The 18,099-nt window shown below is 64.6% G+C and carries 17 protein-coding genes; 7 read left to right on the plus strand and 10 right to left on the minus strand.

What is annotated here, in order from left to right; translation table 11 throughout:
- Positions 1 to 8 precede the first annotated feature (8 nt).
- On the minus strand, positions 9 to 482 hold the full coding sequence (locus tag NATTI_RS0115095; protein ID WP_006090336.1) for a VOC family protein: 474 nt from the start codon (positions 480 to 482) through the stop codon (positions 9 to 11).
- A 118-nt stretch (positions 483 to 600) separates the two neighbouring features.
- On the opposite strand from NATTI_RS0115095, the gene NATTI_RS0115100 reads away from it, so the two are divergent.
- From NATTI_RS0115100 to NATTI_RS0115120, 4 genes are all read left to right on the plus strand, one after another.
- Positions 601 to 921, plus strand: a complete 321-nt coding sequence (locus tag NATTI_RS0115100; RefSeq protein WP_006090337.1) for an EthD family reductase — start codon at positions 601 to 603, stop codon at positions 919 to 921.
- Positions 918 to 2,615 (plus strand): thiamine pyrophosphate-binding protein, encoded by a 1,698-nt coding sequence (locus tag NATTI_RS0115105; protein ID WP_006090338.1) that lies wholly within the window; start codon positions 918 to 920, stop codon positions 2,613 to 2,615. The genes NATTI_RS0115100 and NATTI_RS0115105 overlap by 4 nt, the downstream gene beginning before the upstream one ends.
- A 66-nt stretch (positions 2,616 to 2,681) precedes the next feature.
- Positions 2,682 to 3,647 (plus strand): NAD-dependent epimerase/dehydratase family protein, encoded by a 966-nt coding sequence (locus tag NATTI_RS0115110; protein WP_006090339.1) that lies wholly within the window; start codon positions 2,682 to 2,684, stop codon positions 3,645 to 3,647.
- Positions 3,648 to 3,842: 195 nt separating this feature from the next.
- Positions 3,843 to 5,873, plus strand: a complete 2,031-nt coding sequence (locus NATTI_RS0115120) for a primary-amine oxidase (RefSeq protein ID WP_006090340.1) — start codon at positions 3,843 to 3,845, stop codon at positions 5,871 to 5,873.
- Between the two features lie 165 nt (positions 5,874 to 6,038).
- On the opposite strand, the gene NATTI_RS26125 is transcribed toward NATTI_RS0115120, so the two are convergent.
- A complete protein-coding gene (locus tag NATTI_RS26125; RefSeq protein WP_152423946.1) occupies positions 6,039 to 6,221 on the minus strand; it encodes a hypothetical protein in 183 nt (60 codons plus the stop codon).
- Between the two features lie 90 nt (positions 6,222 to 6,311).
- Between NATTI_RS26125 and NATTI_RS0115130 the strand changes: the two genes are divergently transcribed.
- Positions 6,312 to 7,586 carry a M24 family metallopeptidase gene (locus NATTI_RS0115130; protein WP_006090342.1) on the plus strand — a complete coding sequence of 425 codons (1,275 nt, stop codon included), beginning with the start codon at positions 6,312 to 6,314 and terminating at the stop codon, positions 7,584 to 7,586.
- Positions 7,587 to 7,863: 277 nt separating this feature from the next.
- Positions 7,864 to 8,880: an LLM class flavin-dependent oxidoreductase gene (locus tag NATTI_RS0115135; protein ID WP_006090343.1), complete on the plus strand. Its 1,017-nt coding sequence runs from the start codon at positions 7,864 to 7,866 to the stop codon at positions 8,878 to 8,880.
- A gap of 75 nt (positions 8,881 to 8,955) precedes the next feature.
- On the opposite strand, the gene NATTI_RS0115140 is transcribed toward NATTI_RS0115135, so the two are convergent.
- Both NATTI_RS0115140 and pdhA read right to left on the minus strand, forming a co-directional pair.
- Positions 8,956 to 10,008 (minus strand): alpha-ketoacid dehydrogenase subunit beta, encoded by a 1,053-nt coding sequence (locus tag NATTI_RS0115140; RefSeq protein ID WP_006090344.1) that lies wholly within the window; start codon positions 10,006 to 10,008, stop codon positions 8,956 to 8,958.
- Entirely contained in the window at positions 10,005 to 11,153 is a 1,149-nt protein-coding gene (pdhA, locus tag NATTI_RS0115145) for a pyruvate dehydrogenase (acetyl-transferring) E1 component subunit alpha (protein ID WP_006090345.1), read from the minus strand. Before pdhA ends, NATTI_RS0115140 begins: the two co-directional genes overlap by 4 nt.
- 511 nt (positions 11,154 to 11,664) lie before the next feature.
- Between pdhA and NATTI_RS0115150 the strand changes: the two genes are divergently transcribed.
- Positions 11,665 to 14,307 (plus strand): penicillin acylase family protein, encoded by a 2,643-nt coding sequence (locus NATTI_RS0115150; protein WP_241434329.1) that lies wholly within the window; start codon positions 11,665 to 11,667, stop codon positions 14,305 to 14,307.
- 52 nt (positions 14,308 to 14,359) lie between these two features.
- Here NATTI_RS0115150 and NATTI_RS0115155 read toward each other — a convergent pair whose 3' ends face one another.
- From NATTI_RS0115155 to paaB, 6 genes are all read right to left on the minus strand, one after another.
- Entirely contained in the window at positions 14,360 to 14,746 is a 387-nt protein-coding gene (locus tag NATTI_RS0115155; protein WP_006090347.1) for a PaaI family thioesterase, read from the minus strand.
- A gap of 77 nt (positions 14,747 to 14,823) precedes the next feature.
- Entirely contained in the window at positions 14,824 to 16,104 is a 1,281-nt protein-coding gene (paaK, locus tag NATTI_RS0115160; RefSeq protein WP_006090348.1) for a phenylacetate--CoA ligase PaaK, read from the minus strand.
- A gap of 210 nt (positions 16,105 to 16,314) precedes the next feature.
- Positions 16,315 to 16,485 carry a 1,2-phenylacetyl-CoA epoxidase subunit PaaE gene (gene paaE, locus NATTI_RS26580; protein ID WP_006090349.1) on the minus strand — a complete coding sequence of 57 codons (171 nt, stop codon included), beginning with the start codon at positions 16,483 to 16,485 and terminating at the stop codon, positions 16,315 to 16,317.
- On the minus strand, positions 16,482 to 16,913 hold the full coding sequence (gene paaD, locus NATTI_RS0115170; RefSeq protein ID WP_006090350.1) for a 1,2-phenylacetyl-CoA epoxidase subunit PaaD: 432 nt from the start codon (positions 16,911 to 16,913) through the stop codon (positions 16,482 to 16,484). The genes paaE and paaD overlap by 4 nt, the downstream gene beginning before the upstream one ends.
- Positions 16,913 to 17,776, minus strand: coding sequence for a 1,2-phenylacetyl-CoA epoxidase subunit PaaC (gene paaC / locus NATTI_RS0115175; protein ID WP_006090351.1), 864 nt, complete (start codon positions 17,774 to 17,776; stop codon positions 16,913 to 16,915). Before paaC ends, paaD begins: the two co-directional genes overlap by 1 nt.
- Complete coding sequence (gene paaB / locus NATTI_RS0115180; protein ID WP_006090352.1) at positions 17,777 to 18,097, minus strand: 1,2-phenylacetyl-CoA epoxidase subunit PaaB; 321 nt, start codon at positions 18,095 to 18,097, stop codon at positions 17,777 to 17,779. It lies immediately after the preceding gene.
- Positions 18,098 to 18,099 lie beyond the last annotated feature (2 nt).

Genomic DNA, 18,099 nt, shown 5'->3' on the forward strand with positions numbered 1-18,099 from the left:
AGTGTCCGTCAGAGTGGCTCGTCCCGTACGAACAGCCGTTTTCCGGCCTCGCGGTGCTCCGCGTAGCCGTCGTCGTACTCCATCAACTGGAGCAACGCGCCCGTTGGGTTCGACGGCGGGACGAACGCCTCTCCCCAGTGCTCGAACTCGGCGTAGTCGGCGACGGGAACATCGTGCGCTTCCAGTACGTCGACCGCTCGCTCGAGGTCGCGGACCTCGAGCGTGACGTGGTGGAGCCCGGGGCCCTGCCGCTCGAGGAAGTCCGTCAGGAACGACTCCGTGCCGGGGTCGGGGGCGATGAGTTCGAGTCTCGAGGCGTCCCCGAGGACGTACGTCGCCCAGGTGAACTGGCCGTACTCGCTGGCCTCCTCGTGGATCTTCTCGCAGCCGAGGACGAACAGCAACACCTCGGCCTCCTCGATCGATTCGACGGCGATGCCGACGTGATCGACGCGCATCGCAGGCATCTCGGGCACGGACATACCGCAGACACCTCGATCCGCGCATATAGCTGTTTGGTACGAATACACAACCACCGCGCCTGCTGTGGACACACCACACCGATAGAACAAAGTCGGCGGATGGCAACAGTGACGATGTATGATAACACTGGTCGAGTTTCTCGTCCGAGACGACGAGTACAGCCACGAGGAGTTCGCCGAGCGGTGGCAGGGCGATCACGCCGATATCGCCCGCGACCTGCCCGGCCTGAAACGGTACAGCACGTCGGTGCCGGTGAACCCCGACGACGCCGAGTACGACGGCGTGCTCGAGCTCACGTTCGAGGACGGACGGGCGCTGAACGACGCGTTCGAGTCCGACGTGGGCCAGGAGGTCATGGACGACGCAGCCGAGTTCACCGATCCCGGTGCCGGGCCGCGGATGGTCGTCGAGGAGACGGTCCACGTAGACGAGACATGACGACCACCGCGTCCGCACTCGTCGACACGCTCGAGGATCTGGGCGTCGAATACGTCTTCGGCTACCCGGGCGGTCGAGTGATCGAACTGCTCGAGGACCTCCCCGATTCGGCAGTGACGCTCGTCCGGCCGCGCGACGAACGCGAGGCGAGCGTCATGGCCGAGATGCACGGTCGGTTGACGGGGAAACCGGGGGTTCTCACCGGTCAGGGACCGTGGATCGGCAGCCTCGGAATGATCGGTCAGATGGAAGCGCGGCTGTCATCGTCGCCGATGGTCGTCCTCACGGAGGCCTCCGAGCGTGGCGAGTACTCGACGCTGGCACCATACCAGCAGGCCAGAGGCGATTACGGCGGGTTCAGCCTTCCCTCGATCCTCGACGGCGTCTCCAAGGAGTGGTGGTTCCCGCGCACGCCGGTCGAAACACTTCGATCGACGCAACTGGCGTTCAAACACGCCGTCGCCGGCCGTCCCGGCCCGACGGCGATCATCCTCGACGGGGGCGCGATCACGGACGACGTTCCCGACGATCCGACGCCACCCGCGTGGGACGCACGCGAACAGACGCGAACGTGGGACGCCGCGCCGACCGCGGCGGACGTCGCGACGGCCGCCGAGGCGCTCGAGGCCGCCGAACGCCCGGTAATCATTTCGGGGAACGGCGTCCATGCTGCACAGGCGTACGACGAACTCGAGGCGGTCGCCGACGCCTACGACTGCGCCGTCGTAACGTCGTACCTCGGCAAATCCACGTATCCCGAGACGGACGACCGAGCCGCCGGCGTCATGGGCTCGTTCGGCCACGAGGGGGCGAACCAGGTCGTCAGCGAGGCCGATACGCTGCTCGTCGTCGGCTGCCGGTTGAATCCGATGGATACCAACTGGCAAGCGCCCGAGTTCATTCGGCCCGAGGAGCAGACGATTATCCACGCGGATATCGACACGCGCAACGCCGGCTGGGTCTACCCCGCCGACGTGGGTCTCATCGGCGACGCGACGGAGAGCCTGGCCGCGCTCGCCGACGCTGGCGAGGAGTCAAACGACTGGGCGAGAGAGCGGGCGGCGAAAGCCCGGGAGTGGTTCGACGCACCCGAGTGCGCGGACGATTCGGCCCCGATCAAACCCCAGCGCGCGGCGAAGGCAATCCAGTCGGTCGTCGACGAGGAGACGATCGTCACCGCCGACTCCGGAAACAATCGGTTCTGGCTACTGTACTATCTCCAGACGCCGGCCGTCCGAACCTACTTCGGAAGCGGTGGCGTCGGCGGGATGGGGTGGGCGAATCCGGCGGCAGTATCGGCGGCGTTGACCACCGACAAGGACGTGATCGCGGTCGCCGGCGACGGCGGGTTCTCGATGACGATGAACAGCGTCGAGACCGCTGTCGAGTACGGTGTCGCGCCGACGTTCGTCGTGTTAAACGACACCAGCCTCGGGATGGTCCGGCAGATGCAACACGAGGACGGCGATATCGCCGGCGTCGAGTTTCACGACACGGACTTCGTCAAAATCGCCGAGGCCTTCGGTGCCGTCGGCACGCGCGTGACCAGAACCGACGAGTTCGTCGAGGCGCTCGAGGACGGCAAGGGAACCGACGTGCCTCACGTGATCGACGTCCGGATCGATCGCGAGGAGGATATGGCAGCCACGCTAGCCTCCTCGTTCTACGAATCGATCGGTGGACTGCATGAGTAACGAGCGGCAACGGACGGCCCCAACGATCACCAACATATACGTCAATCAGCAACACATCACTAACACATGAACGACAATGCGACGGTACTGGTAACTGGCGGAACTGGCTTCATCGGCTCCTACGTGGTACAGGATCTGCTCGAACACGGCCACGACGTCGTGGCGTACGACCTCTCGACGGACACGGAGATTCTCGAGAAACTCGGCGTCGCCGACGAGACTGTGGTACGACGCGGCGACGTCTCCGAGCCGACCGACGTGATTCGGGCGGTCAAGGAGACGGGGACGACGCACATCGTCCACCTCGCGGCACTGTTGACGACGACCGCGCGCGAGAACCCGCGTGCGGCGGCCGACGTGAACATTTTGGGGACGAACAACGTCTTCGAGGCCGCACGCACGCTCGATGATCAGGTCGAGCGGGTCGCGTGGGCGTCCTCGGCGGCGGCCTACGCGCCACCGCACAACTACGACGCGGAGTGGGTCGACGAAGACGAGCTCGTCTACCCCGATACGCTCTACGGCGCGACGAAGGAGTACAACGAGCATCAGGCGCGGGTCTACCACGAGGACTACGGCCTCGACCACGTCGCACTGCGACCGACGGTGGCCTACGGCCCCTATCGCGAGACTGGCGGCTCGGCGTTTCTGGCGAACATCATCGAGAAGCCCGCCCTCGGAGAGTCCTACAGCGTCGAGTACGGCGATCAGGCGATCGACTGGCAACACGTCGAGGACATCGCACAGGCGTTCCGGAAAGCGGCGTTCACGCCCGAATCGGACCTGACCCAGCGCGTCTACAACGTCCGCGGCGTGCTCGCGACCGTCCGCGAGGCCGCGGAGGCCGTCGAAAGCGTACTGCCCGACGCCGAGATCGACGTCTCCGACGAGGGGGAACTCCCCTGGACCCAGAACCTCGACATGACGAAGGCCCAGGACGATCTGGGCTACGAGGTCCAGTACGACCTCGAGTCCGGCTTCCGGAAGTACATCAACGTGTTGCGCGAGGAGGCGGGACTCGAGCCGGTGTAGCGCCTCGTCCGCCATCAGTCCCGGTCGGTACCGCGGCCAATCAGACGGATCACGCTGATTAGACGGATCGGACCGATCGGGCGGATCAGGGCGACCGAACCGTCCGGGTCAATCGGGTCGATTGAACTGAACGGCGGGCTCGAGCAACTGGTATCGCCGGGAAGTTTCTTATACCAGACCGTGCAGCAGTGTACCATGGCAACCGAAACCATTCCCGAGGCCGACCACCCGCTCGATCCGCTCGATCCCAAAGCGATCGAGAGGGCCTACGAGATACTGACCGACGAACGCGACGTGGGTGCGGAGAGTCTCTGCATCAAAATCGAACTAGCCGAACCCTCGAAGGAGGCCCTCGAAGCGTACGACGAGGGTGGTGACGTTCCCGACCGGCGAGCCCGAATCGTCATCAGAAACGGGAGCGACCGAAAGACGATCGAGGCGGTCGTCTCGCTCGAGGCGGAGTCGGTCGTTTCGTGGGAGCACGTCGAGGGCGCACAGCCGTCGATCGCCATCGAGGAGTTCATCGCCTGCGAGGAGACGGTGAAGGCCAACGCGGAGTGGCAGGAAGCGGTCGAGCGACGCGGGGTCGAAAACACCGATCGGGCGATGGTCGACCCGTGGTCGGTCGGCCACGAGTTCGTCCCAGAGGACGTAGACCGGTCGAAGCGGCTGGCTCACGGCCTGTCCTTCCTCCGCCCGAGCGAGGAGGCCGGCGACGAGGGGTACGCGAAGCCGCTGACGGGTATCCACACGTTCGTCGACCTCGACCGAATGGAGGTCGTGAAGGTCCTCGACTACGGCCCGCCGGACGAGGACGAGCCGCTTCCACCGACGGGGATGGCCTATCGCGAGGACGACGTCGACCTTCGCGACGACCTGACGCCGTACAACGTGGATCAGCCCGACGGGCCGAGCTGGAGCGTCGACGGCCGGAAACTCGAGTGGCAGGGCTGGCACATGCGCGTGGGCTGGACCCAGCGCGAGGGGCTCGTCCTCTACGATGTCGGCTACGAGGACGACGGCGAGGTCCGCTCGATCATCGATCGGGCTTCCTGCGCCGAGATGTCGGTCCCCTACGGCACGACCGATATCAACGATCGGTTCAAGAACGCGATGGACGTCGGCGAGTACAATATCGGTCGGCTCGCGAAATCGCTGACCAACGGCTGTGATTGTCTCGGCTACATGCACTACTGGGACGCCGTGATGAACACCGCCGAGGGAGAGCCGAACGTCCTCGAGAACGCCATCTGCCTCCACGAGGAGGACAACGGCACGCTCTGGGAGCGCAGCGACTGGCGGACGGGGAGCGACGAGGTCCGTCGTCGACGCCGACTCGTCGTCTCGTTCGTCGCCGCCGTGGGCAACTACGACTACATCTTCAACTGGTACTTCTACCAGGACGCCTCGATCGAAGTCGAGGTTCGCCTGACGGGGATCGACAGCGTCTCCGCGGTCGGTCCCGACGAAGATCCGTCGGGGTACGGGGAACTCGTCGCCCCGCAGCTTACGGGGCCGATCCACCAGCACTTCTTCAACTTCCGGCTCGACCTGAACGTCGACGGCGGCCCAAACACATTGTACCGCGTCGAAAATCAGCAGGTACCGTCGGGTCCGGACGGACTCGATCCGATGGGCGAGGCGGACGGTCGAACGCACAATCCCGGCGGCAACGCCTTCTACGCGAAGCGCGAGAAACTGACGAGCGAGGAGCAGGCGAAGGACCTGATCGACTCGCTCAAGGGTCGATACTGGCAGATCGAGAACCCGACCGCGGAAAACGGCCTCGGGAAACCGACTGGGTATCGGCTCGTGCCCGGCGACAACGTCGAGGCGGCGATGCAGTCCGACTCGAGCGTGATGAAACGCTCCGGCTTTATCGAGTACCACCTGTGGGCGACGCCGTTCCGCGAGGACGAACGGTACCCGTCGGGGCGGTATCCGAACCAACACCCCGGCGGTGCGGGGCTGCCGAAATGGACCGAAGCCGATCGGAACCTCGAGGAGGAAGATCTGGTCTGCTGGTACACGCTCGGCGTCAATCACGTGACTCGGCCCGAGGACTGGCCGATCCTCCCGGTGCAGGTCTACAGCTTCAAACTCCAGCCGTCGAATTTCTTCGACGAGAGTCCGGCGATCGACGTCCCGCCCCAGCACGCGATCGAGGGCCAGGACGTGCCCGGTCACGGCCACGGCGGCTGCGAGGCGGACGCGGACGACGACTGATCGTCGGCGAATCGCTCGTTCTCGGCGCGATTTCGTTTCTCGTGGTGGCGCGCGTTGGACCGTGGTGAGTAAGTAGCGAACCACGCTCGACAGCGCGCGAAGAATGAGTGAGCGAGCGCAGCGAGCGATCCGCTCGCGTTCGTACCGCAGCAGGCAGAGACGCTACTAGCGATCGAGAATTCCTTCGATCTCGTCCCCATCGAGGAAGTCGATCAGGTTCGCGTCGCCGTCGCGGTAGGCCTCGAGTTCCGACTCGGTCAATCGATTCTCGATCTCCTCATCGTCCAGGCGCGACTCGAGCTGTTCGTCGATGTCTTCGGGATCGTAGCCGGGGATTGGCATGTGCATTAGTAGCACACCATCCGGCTTATAGTTCGGTGTCCGTCGCCGGTCGCCGCCAGCGGTACGATTTAGTGGGTCGCAATGATACGTCACCGTATGACGTTCTACGAGCGAGAGTTCATGGAAGGCACGCGCGGCACGCAGGCCGTCGATTGGGAGCAGCGGATCGACACGCAGCGGCTTCGTGAGGAACGAACGGAGAAAGCTCTCGAGCGCCTGCAGGAGACGGAACTCGGCGCGATGCTTCTCGTTTCGGATCCCAACATTCGCTACGTAACGGGGCTGGCGATGACCGGCGGCAGCGGCGCGGACCATTACACCCTCCTGACCGAAACGGGCGACATCGTCCATTGGGACACCGCCGATCACGCGAGCAACCAGCGGTTCAACTGCCCCTGGTTGCACGACATCCGCTACGCCTGTCCCGGTCTCGGAAACGTTCCGCGGGCGTCCGGCCGCGACTCGGCCCGCGACTTCCTGCTTTCGACGATGGCCGAGGGCGTCGCCGAGGCGATGGACGACTACGGCGTTGGCGACGAGACACTCGGCGTCGACATCGGTAACCGGGGGCTGCTCGCCGCGCTCGAGGATCAGGGCCTCGAGACCGACGTGGAGACCTGCAACGCGGTCATGGAGGACGCTCGCAAGATCAAGACCGACGACGAAATCGAGTGTCTGCGGATGGTCGCGTCGATCTGCGAGGCGGGCTTCCAGACGATCAAAGACGCCGCGAAGCCGGGAATGCGCGAGACGGAGGTCTGGGGCGAAGCCGTCCGCGAACTGTGGCGCCACGGCGCGTTCGTCGGCGGCGGCTACCTCACCGCCGGGCCGAACACGTGGCCCAAACACCAGGCCAACACCACCGATCGGGCGATCCGGCCGGGGGATCTGGTCTACGCCGACTTCTACAACATCGGCTACCTCGGCTACCGATCGTGTTATTACCGTACGTTCTCGATGGGCGAGCCGACCGACGAGCAGCGGGAAGCGTACGAGACGGCTCGAGACAATCTTTACGATGTCCTCGAGCGCATCGAGCCCGGCGTGACGACTGACGAAATCGCCCAGGGGTTCCCGGATATGGAGGGTGAACACGCCGACTATTACGACGCCGACGAACACTGGCAGATGACGACGAATCACTGGGCCCACGGCCTCGGGCTCCAGCTGTACGAGGTGCCCCTGATCTGGCGCGGTCTCTCGCCCGATCACCCCATCGAGATCGAGGAGGGGATGACGATGGCCGTCGAGACCCAGGAGCCCGCGGGCCGGCAGGGCGTCCGCGTCGAGGAGATGGTCGTCGTCCGCGAGAACGGCGTCGAAATCCTCAGCCAGTGGCCCGTCGAGGAAATTACGGTTATCGACCACTGACCGCCTTGGAACGGGTGTTTCCGTCGATTTTCGTGAGTGGGGTGTGAGCTATTTCGGCGACGAATCGCTCGAGACCACCACGAAAGCCCCTGGCACGTCCGGGAAGACAGACGATGGAAGCACGCGACCGAAGGGAGCGCGCAGCGAGTCCATCGACCGGACGTGCCAGGGGCTTTCGTAGTGTTCCGGATCACTCCGGAGAACACGACACCGAACTCGAGCCCGACGACTAGCCGGGTCACCAACAATTAAGCCGAACGCGCGTGATATCGAGTATATGAAACTCGGGACAGGCCTGTTCACTGCCCAACAGCGACCCGACGACGATCGCGAGGCAAGCGAACTGTACGACGAGATACTGACGCTGACCCGTGAGATCGAGGCCGCGGGCCTCGACAGCGCGTGGGTGTCCGAACACCACTTCGCCGACGACGGCTATCTCTCCGCGACGATGCCGACGTTGGGGGCGATGGCTGCCGAAACGAGCAACCTCGAGATCGGCAGCTGCGTCGCCCTCGGCCCGCTGTACGAACCGATTCGGCTCGCGGAGGACGCGGCGAGCGTCGACCTGCTTGCCGACGGCCGACTGACGCTCGGGCTGGCGATCGGCTCGAATCCGCGCGAGTTCGACGTCTTCGGCGTTCCGCGGGACGAACGAGCCGACCGCCTCGAGGATCTCGTCTCCTTCCTCCAGGCCGGCTGGAACGAGGGGGACCTCAACTACGAGTCGTCGTTTCACGATGTCCCCTCGGATGTCTCGATCACGCCGAAACCAACCGACGAGTCGGTGCCAATCATGCTCGGCGGCGGCGCGAAACCCGCCGTCCGACGCGCCGCACGAACGGCTGACGGCTGGTGTGCTCCCTCGTCGCTCTCGATCGAGGGCGTCCGAAAGCGCGTCGAAGATATCCGGCACGTCCGCGAGGAGGAAGGGCTCACCGACGGCGACGACGACTTTACGATCTACGTCCTCCAGCACGGCTGGGTGGGTGATTCCCGCGAGGACGCCTGGGAGACGATGCGGGACGGCTACCTCTATATCCAGCGACGCTACGCGGAGATTTTCTCGGGCGAGTCCGTCGACGAACTCGAGGCCGAACGCAAGGCGGAACTCAAAGAACAGGCCATTTTCGGCACACCAGACCAGGTTGTCGACGAACTCGAGCGCTATCGCGACGCGCTCGGCGACGATATCCACTTCATCTTCCGGACGTATCATCCGGGCGTCGGCACCGACGAGATGATCGACTGCGTCCATCGGCTCGGAAGCGAGGTCGCTCCGCAGCTTCGGTGAGGAGGGGGACTCGAGGCGTTTCGGGTGACGTGCGGGGACTCGCCGTTTCCGGTGGCGGGACTGCAACTCGAGCCGTCAGAACTCGACGGTCTCGAGTATCTGATCCTGAATGCGGACGGCTTGTGGAAGGTAGTAGTCCTCCAGCGCGTGCAGCGGCATCGGCGCGTCGAAGCCGGCGACGCGCTCGATCGGTGCCTCTTGATAGAGCACCGCGTTCTCCTGGATAGTCGTCGCCACTTCGGCACCGAGCCCGGCGGTCTTCGGGGCCTCGTGGACGATCACGGCCCGGCCGGTCTTTTGGAACGAGTCGACGATCGTCTCGACGTCCAGCGGCGACAGCGTCCGTAGGTCGACGACCTCGACGTCGACGCCGTACTCCTCGGCGACGTTGTCGGCGGCGATGAGGGTCGGTCTGGTCATCGCGCCCCACGCGTACACCGTGACGTCGCTGCCCTCTCGTCTGATCGCGGCGTCGCTCAGCGGGACCTCGTAGGATCCCGTCGGAACGGCCTCCCGAAACGCGCGGTAGATCAGCTTGGGCTCGAGGAAGACGACCGGATCGGGATCCCGGATCGCGGCGATGAGCAGTCCCTTCGCATCGGCCGGCGTGCTCGGGGCGACGACTTTCAGTCCGGGCTCGTGGGCGAAAAACGCTTCCTTGGACTCGGAGTGGTGTTCCGGCGCTCGAATCCCGCCGCCGTAGGGCATCCGAACCACCATCGGAACGGAGTACGCACCGTGGCTCCGGCTCCGGAACCGGGCGGCGTGACTGACGAGTTGGTCGAACGCGGGATAGGAAAAGCCCATGAACTGTATCTCCGCGACCGGCCGCATGCCGGACAGCGCCAGTCCGATCCCCGTTCCGACGATCCCGGACTCCGCCAGCGGCGTGTCGACGACCCGATCGCCACCGAACTCCTCGTAGAGGCCCTCGGTGGCGCGGAAGACGCCGCCGTTTTTGCCGACGTCCTCGCCCAGGACGACGACTCGGTCGTCCGCCGACAGCTCCGTGTAGAGTCCGTCGCGAACCGCTTCGACGAGGGTGAGGCGATCCGCGCCGGACTCGGTGGACTCGCCGGATCCGTCGGACTCGTCCGATTCGGTGGACTCGGACGTAGCCGAACTCATTCTAACACCTCGGAGAACGCGTCGTCGCCGTACTTTTCGCGGAGCGCGTTCAGTTCCGCTCGCTGCTCGCGGAGTCGCTCCGACGGCTCGTCGTAGACGTGGTCGAAGAGTCGATCCGGGTCGGTTGCCGCCGACTCGGCCGCGGCGACCGCGTCGTCGATCGTCGCCTCGACGCGGTCGGTGAGTTCGTCGTCGAGGTCGTCGTCGAGGATCCCCTCCGAGTAGAGGTAGTTTCGCAGGCGCTCGAGCGGATCCCGCTCTCGCCAGGAGTCGGCCTCGTCGTCCTCGCGATAGACCGACGGATCGTCGGCGGTCGTGTGCGCGCCGTACCGGTACTGCACCGCCTCGATGAGCGTCGGCCGCCGCTCGCCGTCGGTCGGCTCTTTCGCCTTTTCGAGGGCCGCCCGCGTGACCTCGTAGGTGGCCAGTGGGTCGAGTCCGTCGACGCGCACGCCCTCGATTCCGTAGGCCTGTGCCTTCTGGGCTAGCGTCGCGCTCGCCGTCTGGCGATCCCGCGGGACGGAGATTGCCCACTGATTGTTGTTGCAGACGAACACCGCGGGCACGTCGAACACGCCGGCGAAGTTCAGTCCCTCGTGGAAGTCGCCCTCCGACGTTGCGCCGTCGCCGAAGTGACACAGTACGGCCTCCTCGACCCGACCCTGTAGCTGGTGGCCCCAGGCCATCCCCACGGCCTGTGGCAACTGCGTCGCGATCGGGATGTACTCCGGGAGGACGTTGACATCCTCCGGAATCGCGTAGCCGTCGCGGTGGCCGCGAAGCGGCTTCAACAGCGACTCGAGGGACATGCCGTGGACGTACTTGGCCGCGTGTTCCCGGTAGGTGGGGAACAGCCAGTCTCGGTCCTCGAGGGCGTAACTCGTCGCGACCTGTGCGCCTTCCTGTCCCGTCATCGGCGCGTAAGTCGCGATCCGTCCCTGTCGCTGGAGGCTGATCGCCCGCTCGTCGAATCGGCGCGCGAGCGCGATGTCTTCGTACATCGAGAGCAGTTCCTCGGCCGAGAGGTCGGGAACCGTTGCGTTCGGCAAGACGTTCCCGTCCGCGTCGAGAATCCGGATCGGTTCGTCGTCGGTTCGCGCGAGGTCGTTACGTTCGCTCAAGTCTACGTCTTCGTGCGTGCTCATTGGTAGTGGTGGTAGCTGACCGGTGGCTGCTCGTCGTGCGGTACCACGGTCGGTCTGGGTAACCCCGGGATCGGTGAGAACGACGCCCGCGAGTCAGGACCAGAGAGTGTGACCGATGCGAGCGCGTGTATCACTTCGCATCGGTGCGCCCTCCGCCAGTTTCCCTGTAAAGAGGAAGACCGTGCTAACGCAGATGCGAAGACCACGGGGTAGCTCGGTCACAGCGCCAACCTCTTTTCTACTGGCGGTTGCCATATCGTATACAATCATGAAGGTACTACTTAATAGTCCCGTGAGACAGACTCACAACGACTGCCGTCGATCGGCGACGAACCTGCGAGGACTCCGCCGTCGCCACTGGGCAAGGGGTTCGAGAGGCGTCGTCTCTGGGTGTCGCTCCCCCTATTCGAACGGGCCCCCTCCGCCTCGCGTTTCGATTGTTCCTCCCGAAACCATCGGAAATCGCTTCCGATACCAGTATTCACATTATTCCACTCGTTGGCCGCGTCATATGGTACCATCACTCAGTAGGCGGAGTCTCCTCGCCGCCGGGGCTGTGGCTACCGCGGACCGATTCATCGATAGTAAGACGCTTCCGTTCGAGCGGACGGACGAACCGCCGGTCGCCGTGACGATCAAGCGGACCGAGTACGGCGTCCCACACATCTACGCGCGCGGTGGTGACGGTCCCGAACCGGTCTTCTACGGCTACGGCTACGCGACCGCTCGCGACCGACTCTATCAACTCGAACTCTACCGCCGGTTCTATCACGGAACCGTCGCCGAAGTGCTGGGCGAAGAGTGGGTCGAGTTCGACCGCGAGGCGCGTATCGCCCACGATAGCTCGGTGCCCCTCGAGGAACAGATCGAGACGCAACTGGACCCGGAACATCGCGCGGTCCTGCGGGCGTACGCCGACGGGATCAACCGACACATCGAGGACGTGCGTTCCGGCGAGAGCGAGAGGGACGGGTTCCACAGCGGGTTCGTCGAGAACGGTTTCGAGCCCGATCACTGGGATCCAGCGGACGTGGCTGGCGTTTTCGTTGCCACGATGGCGTTCTTCTCGGGGGTGAACCTCGAGACGCTGAACGCCGCGGTGCTCGCGGGACTCGAAGCGGAGTACGACGACGAGACCGCGTGGGACCTGTTCGAGGACCTCCAGTGGGGTGACGACCCGGATGCGCCGACCTCTGGGAACGTGCCGAATCCCGGTTTCACGCCGCCGACGGCCGACGCCGGAATCTACGAGGACCGGATCGACGGCGGTGAGAACGGCGGGACCAGCAACCGCATAACGGGCGGCGAGTATCGCCTCTCGAGCGATCCGGACGGGGCGTTCGACCGCCAGCAGCGCCGGCTCGAGACGCTCGTCGGCGGGGCTCACGAGCTCGGTATTCCGACGACCGTCGGCTCGAACGCGCTCGTCGTCCACGGCGACGTCACCGAGAGCGGCGATCACCTCCTCATGGGTGGCCCGCAGATGGAGTTCTCCACGCCGTCGGTTATGTACGAGGTCGGGCTCCACGGTCCGGGTTTCGACGTGAGCGGTATCACAGTGACCGGCTACCCCGCCATCATGTTCGGACACAACGGCGACGGCTCGTTCACCTCGACGGCGGGTATCGACAAGAGTATCCAGACGTTCGTCGAGTCGATCCGGACGACCGACGACGGTCCCGACGAGTACGCGTTTCGCGACGAGTGGTTCGAAATCGAGGAAGACGAGCAGGTCATCGAAGTGGCCGACGGAGCGGACGTAACCCACACCGTTCGGCGGACGCGCCACGGCGTCGTCACCGACTACGACCCCAAGGATGGCGAAGCTATCGCGCAAACGCGGGCCTACGACGGCCGGGATATGCTCTCGTTCCGAGCGTTCTACGACGCGCAGTTCGCCGACGACGTCAAGGAGTACCGCGACGCCGCCCAGCAGTGTGACTACGCGTTGAACTTCATGTGGGCCGGCGACGGCGGGATCGGCTTCTTCCACCTCGGCCGCTACCCGGACGCCGAGTCGGTCCCGTGGGATACCCGACTGCCCGCCGACGGCACCGAATACGAACTAACCGACGACGACTTCCTGCGGGCGGCCGACGGCGAGGTCCCCTACAGCATCAACCCGCCGGTCGGCTACTCAGCCCAGTGGAACAACAAACCCGCACCCGACTGGGACAACGGCGACCGAAGCTACTCGTGGGGCGTCGACCACCGCGTCCAGCGATTCATCAACCTCGTCGAACACGAACTCGAGTCGACCGGGTCGGTCAGCTACGAGAATCTGAAGGAGATGGTCTACGATACCTCCTTCGTCGACCTGCGGGCGATCCGGTACAAGGAGTTCCTCCTCGAGGCGCTCGAGGACGCCGACCTCTCGAAGACCGAGCGCAAGGCGAGGGCGTACCTCGAGCGGTGGGACGACTATCGGCAGGCCGACGGCGATAACTACATGGGGCGGTATCCGGTCGGCTACACCGTCTTCGACGCGTTCTTCCCACGGCTCATGGAGCGGACGTTCGCGTCGACGTTCGGCGAGGGGTTCGAACTTGCGACGACGTTTTTGAACTTCCGATACGGCCGCGGGACGCTCATGCGGGCGCTCTACCCGGAGGAGACGGCGCTTGACGTCGCGGTCGACTACTTCGACGGTGACCGGGACGGCGTGTTCCGCGAGGCGTTTCGGGACGCGGTCGCCGACCTCGAGGAGGAGTATAGCGAGACTCCGGCGGAGTCTCGAGAAGGCGGTGAAGCCGCCGACGGAACGGATGTCTCCGAGTGGCGCGCCGGCGTCGAGACCGACGGCCTCGGGAACGTCGTTCTGTTCGGGATGCCCGTCGGCGTCGGCGACGCCGGCGAAATGCCGTTCATGAACCGCGGAACCGAGAACCACTTCGTCCGAATGGGCGAAGAGATTCGGGCGGAGAACGTCCTCCCGCCGGGAAACTCCGGCTACCTCTCGCCGGACGGCGAGTCCGGTCCCCACTACGAGGATCAACTCGAGTTGTTCATGAACTTCGAGTACAAGGACCTGCTGTTCGACGAGAGCGAGGTGGCCGCTGCGACGGTCGACCGGACGGTTCTGACACCGGCTGGGAAAACGGCCGCCTCTCGGAACGGTGATCGATCGAAGAAAAAGTCGTCAGGGGACGACTAATCGGCCTCGGTTCCCGACGACTAACTCGAGTCGAACAAAACGTGCGTCGGGACTATCCGGTCTTGTAGACGCCGCGGGCGTCGGCGATCAGTGTATCATCGTCTTCAGCGTAAACGTCCACGTCGACCACACCCACGTCGCTGCCACAGCGAAGGACGTCCGCCTCCGCGTAGAGGTCACCGGTTCCGGCGTTGAGATAGTCGATCCGCATGTCGATCGTCGGCACGGGCTGGTCGACCTCCGAAACCAGCGCCGCGCCGCCGACGGTATCCGCCAGCGTGAAGGTGACGCCGCCGTGGGCCATCAACCGGTCCTCGTTCCAGGAGAGTTCCTCGGTCATCTCGAGTCGACCCTCGGCGTGGCCGTCGGCGCATTCGGTTACGTCGATTCCGAGCAGGGATGCAAAGGGCATGTCTTCGAAGAACGCTTCGGTGTCCATGCATGACTCGTTTCCCACGAGTCGTAATAAAAGTACCAGGGAAAGCGAACGACCGTCGCTGCGACTCGGCCGCGCGATCAGCGGTGGTCGTAGACGCGTGTTACCTTCCCGACTTCCGTGCGTTCGATCGTTCCGTACTCGACCAACTCGAGTTCGTCGGGCGTAAACGACAGGGCGTTCTGTAGCCGTTCGAGAACCTTGTCGCGAAGTCCGTCGAGGTCGCCGTCGAACGCCTCGGCGAGTTCCACGGTCAACTCGAGGGTGTCCAGGTTGTTCTCGCGATCGAGATCGATTCGGTAGTAGGGGGCGACCGCGTCGAACTCGAGGATCACGTCCTCGATCTGACTCGGATAGAGGTTGACGCCGCGGACGATCAACAGGTCGTCGGCGCGGCCGGTGACGCTGTCCATGCGAGCCATCGATCGGCCGCAATCGCACGGCTCCCGCGTGAGCGTCGTGAGATCGCCGGTGCGGTATCGGAGCACCGGCAGCGCCTCCTTCGTGAGCGTGGTCAACACGAGTTCGCCCTCCTCGCCCTCGGGAACCGGCTCGCCGGTCCGCGGATCGATCACCTCGGGGTAGAAGTGGTCCTCCCAGATGTGCATACCGGCCTGGGCCTCGCACTCGACGGCGACACCGGGGCCGATCAGTTCGGAGAGACCGTAGTTCTCGTATCCCCTGACGCCGAGTCGGTCCTCGATCTCCTCGCGCATCGGCTCGGTGCAGGGCTCGGCTCCGTAGAGCACCGTCGAAAGCGGCAGTTCGCGCGGGTCGACGCCCATCTCCGCGGCCGTCTCGGCAAAGTAGAGCGCGTACGACGGCGTACACGCGAGCGCGTCGCTCTCGAGGTCGCGTGCGAGTTCGACCTGCCGTTGCGTGTTGCCGCTTCCGGCCGGAATCACCGTCGCACCGAGTTCTTCGGCGCCGCCGTGAAAACCGAGGCCGCCGGTGAACAGGCCGTAGCCGTAGGCGTTCTGTACCGTGTCGCTTGAGTCGAGCCCCGCCGCAGCCATCGAGCGGGCCATCACCTCGTGCCACAGCTCGAGGTCGCCGTCGGTGTAGGAGACGATTTTCGGTTTGCCGGTCGTCCCCGATGAGGCGTGGATCCGCCGGAGTTCGTCGTCGTCGACGGCGAACAGACCGTCGGGATACGTCTCGCGGAAGTCGGCTTTCGTCGTAAACGGCAGGGACTGGATGTCTTCGATCGAGTCGATATCTGTGGGAGCGATCCCGGCCTCGTCGAGGGTCTGCCGATAGAACGGCACGTTCTCGAAGGCGTACTCGACGGTGTCACGAAGCCGGTCCGACTGCAACTCCCGTAGTTCGTCGTGAGACCTGTACTGGGTAGTGTCTGCCATGTTCCCGTACTCGAGTCACGGTATCAACTACCAAAGATCTTGGTTTTTCGACGGCTCGACCGCCATTCTCGGTAATCGACGGCGCGCTACGGAGTCGAGTGGTTCGGAACAAACGGTGCGGACGACGCTCTCGATCGCTCGAGCGAGCGATGGACCTGAGGTTGCTCGCCGAGCGAACTGGAGAGTGACCGTACCGATACCGCGAGCGGTTTACTCGAACTTTTCGAACGGCTGCTCGCAGCTATTGCAGTAGTGCATCGACCGACAGAGCGACGGGCCCTTCGGGTGCTCGCGGACGGTGTCGGTCGACTCGCAGTAGGGACACTCGGCACCCGTTGTCTCCCCGCTGGTCGTGACGCTCGGATCGAGATTCCGTCTCATATGCTGAGCCCGAACTCCCGCAGGTCGTCTTTGCCCTGTTCGGTCACCATCTCGACGGTCCACTCCGGACTCCAGACGAGTCGTAACTCGGCGTCGTCGACGCCGTCGACGGCGGCGACCGCGTCTTCGACCTCCCCCGTGAGCATGTCTCGAGCGGGACACCCCGAGTAGGTGAGCGTCATGTCGACGGTTACGACGCCGTCGTCGACGTCGACGCCGTAGATCAAACCGAGATCGACGATACTGATCGGCATCTCGGGGTCTTCGATCCCGTAGAGGGCATCCCACACGTCGGCCGCGAGGCCGGTCGCGTCCGCGCCGGTCGCGGGAAGATCGTCGCTTCCCTCGCCCTCGCGGTAGTCGGTGTACGCACAGGGCGTGGCGTCGGCGTTCGGGTTCGGTTCCGGTTCCGGAGTATCGCTGTTCATTATTCTGGTTTTGCCATGATCTTCGTCGCTTCGCTCCGTCCGAGTTCGCGGTAGGTGTTGGTGAACTCCGCGTGGAGGTCGTCCCACGCGTCGGTGTGCGTGCCGTCGCGACCGCGAACCTCGGGGAGGGTGTCGGCCGTGACCTCGAGGTCGTAGTCGTCGTATTGGATGACCTCCGAGACCGGCGTTTCCAGCCCCAGTTCGTCGAGGTAAGGGACCACGATCGAGAGCCACTCCTCGCGAAGCTCCGCGAGCGAGGCGTCACGAAAGCCGGCCTCGACGATCGTTTCCTCGAGATCCGCACTGCCGGATTCGAACAACGTCAGCGCATGCGGGAACAGCCGGTCGACGGCCGCTTGCAGGCGCTCGCTGCTCTCGTCGCCGTCAGCGAGCCGCTCCATCCAGTTCTCGGCGTGTTCGCGGTGATACTCCTCCTCGTTTTGGATCTTGCCGACCCGGTCGGCAATCTTCGCGTACGAGGACTCCTCGAGGGCCTCGAGACGCAGCTCTTCGGCGACATCGTAGAGGTAGTGTCGCAGGATGACGTCGGCCCAGTCACCGTCGGTGAACGGGCGTTCCGTGAGCGTGCTGTGACGCCATTCGTCGGGGTCGCGCTCGTAAATCAGTTCGTGTTCCTCGTGGCCGAGGTCCTCCAGAACGTCGTACCAGAGCCGGGCGTGACCCAGTTCGTCCTGTGCGTTGTTTGCGAGCGCGAGATCCGACTCGAGGGTTGGGGCGCGAACCTGCCACTCAGTGTAGCGTTCGGCCTGTACGTACTCGTCGTCGGCCAGTTCGAACAGAAGGGCCTCGAGGGCGTCGGCCTGCTCGTCGTCGAGGGATGCGGGGGAGTCGAATGCGGGCATTTATACCACCTCGCTCCGCCGCCTTTCGGCGTCTTCCTGTTCGTCCGAAGATTCGACGACCTCGCTTGCGTCGTCGGCAGTGACGTTGTACCCCGTCGCCCATCGGTAGCTTTTGTCGGTCGTGCCGCCGAACGAGTACTTCTCACCGTCGACCTCGCCGACTTCTTCTTTCGGGACGACCCACATGTTGTTGGTCGGCTTGCGCCGACCGTGTTGGATCGCGGCGAACTGCTTTGCCATCTCGCGGTCCGGGGCGTGGACGTTTCCACAGTGGGTGTGATACTCGCCTTCTTTCTCCTGTCGGAATACTTCCCAGATCATTG

Source organism: Natronorubrum tibetense GA33, from assembly GCF_000383975.1.
GTDB lineage: Archaea > Halobacteriota > Halobacteria > Halobacteriales > Natrialbaceae > Natronorubrum > Natronorubrum tibetense.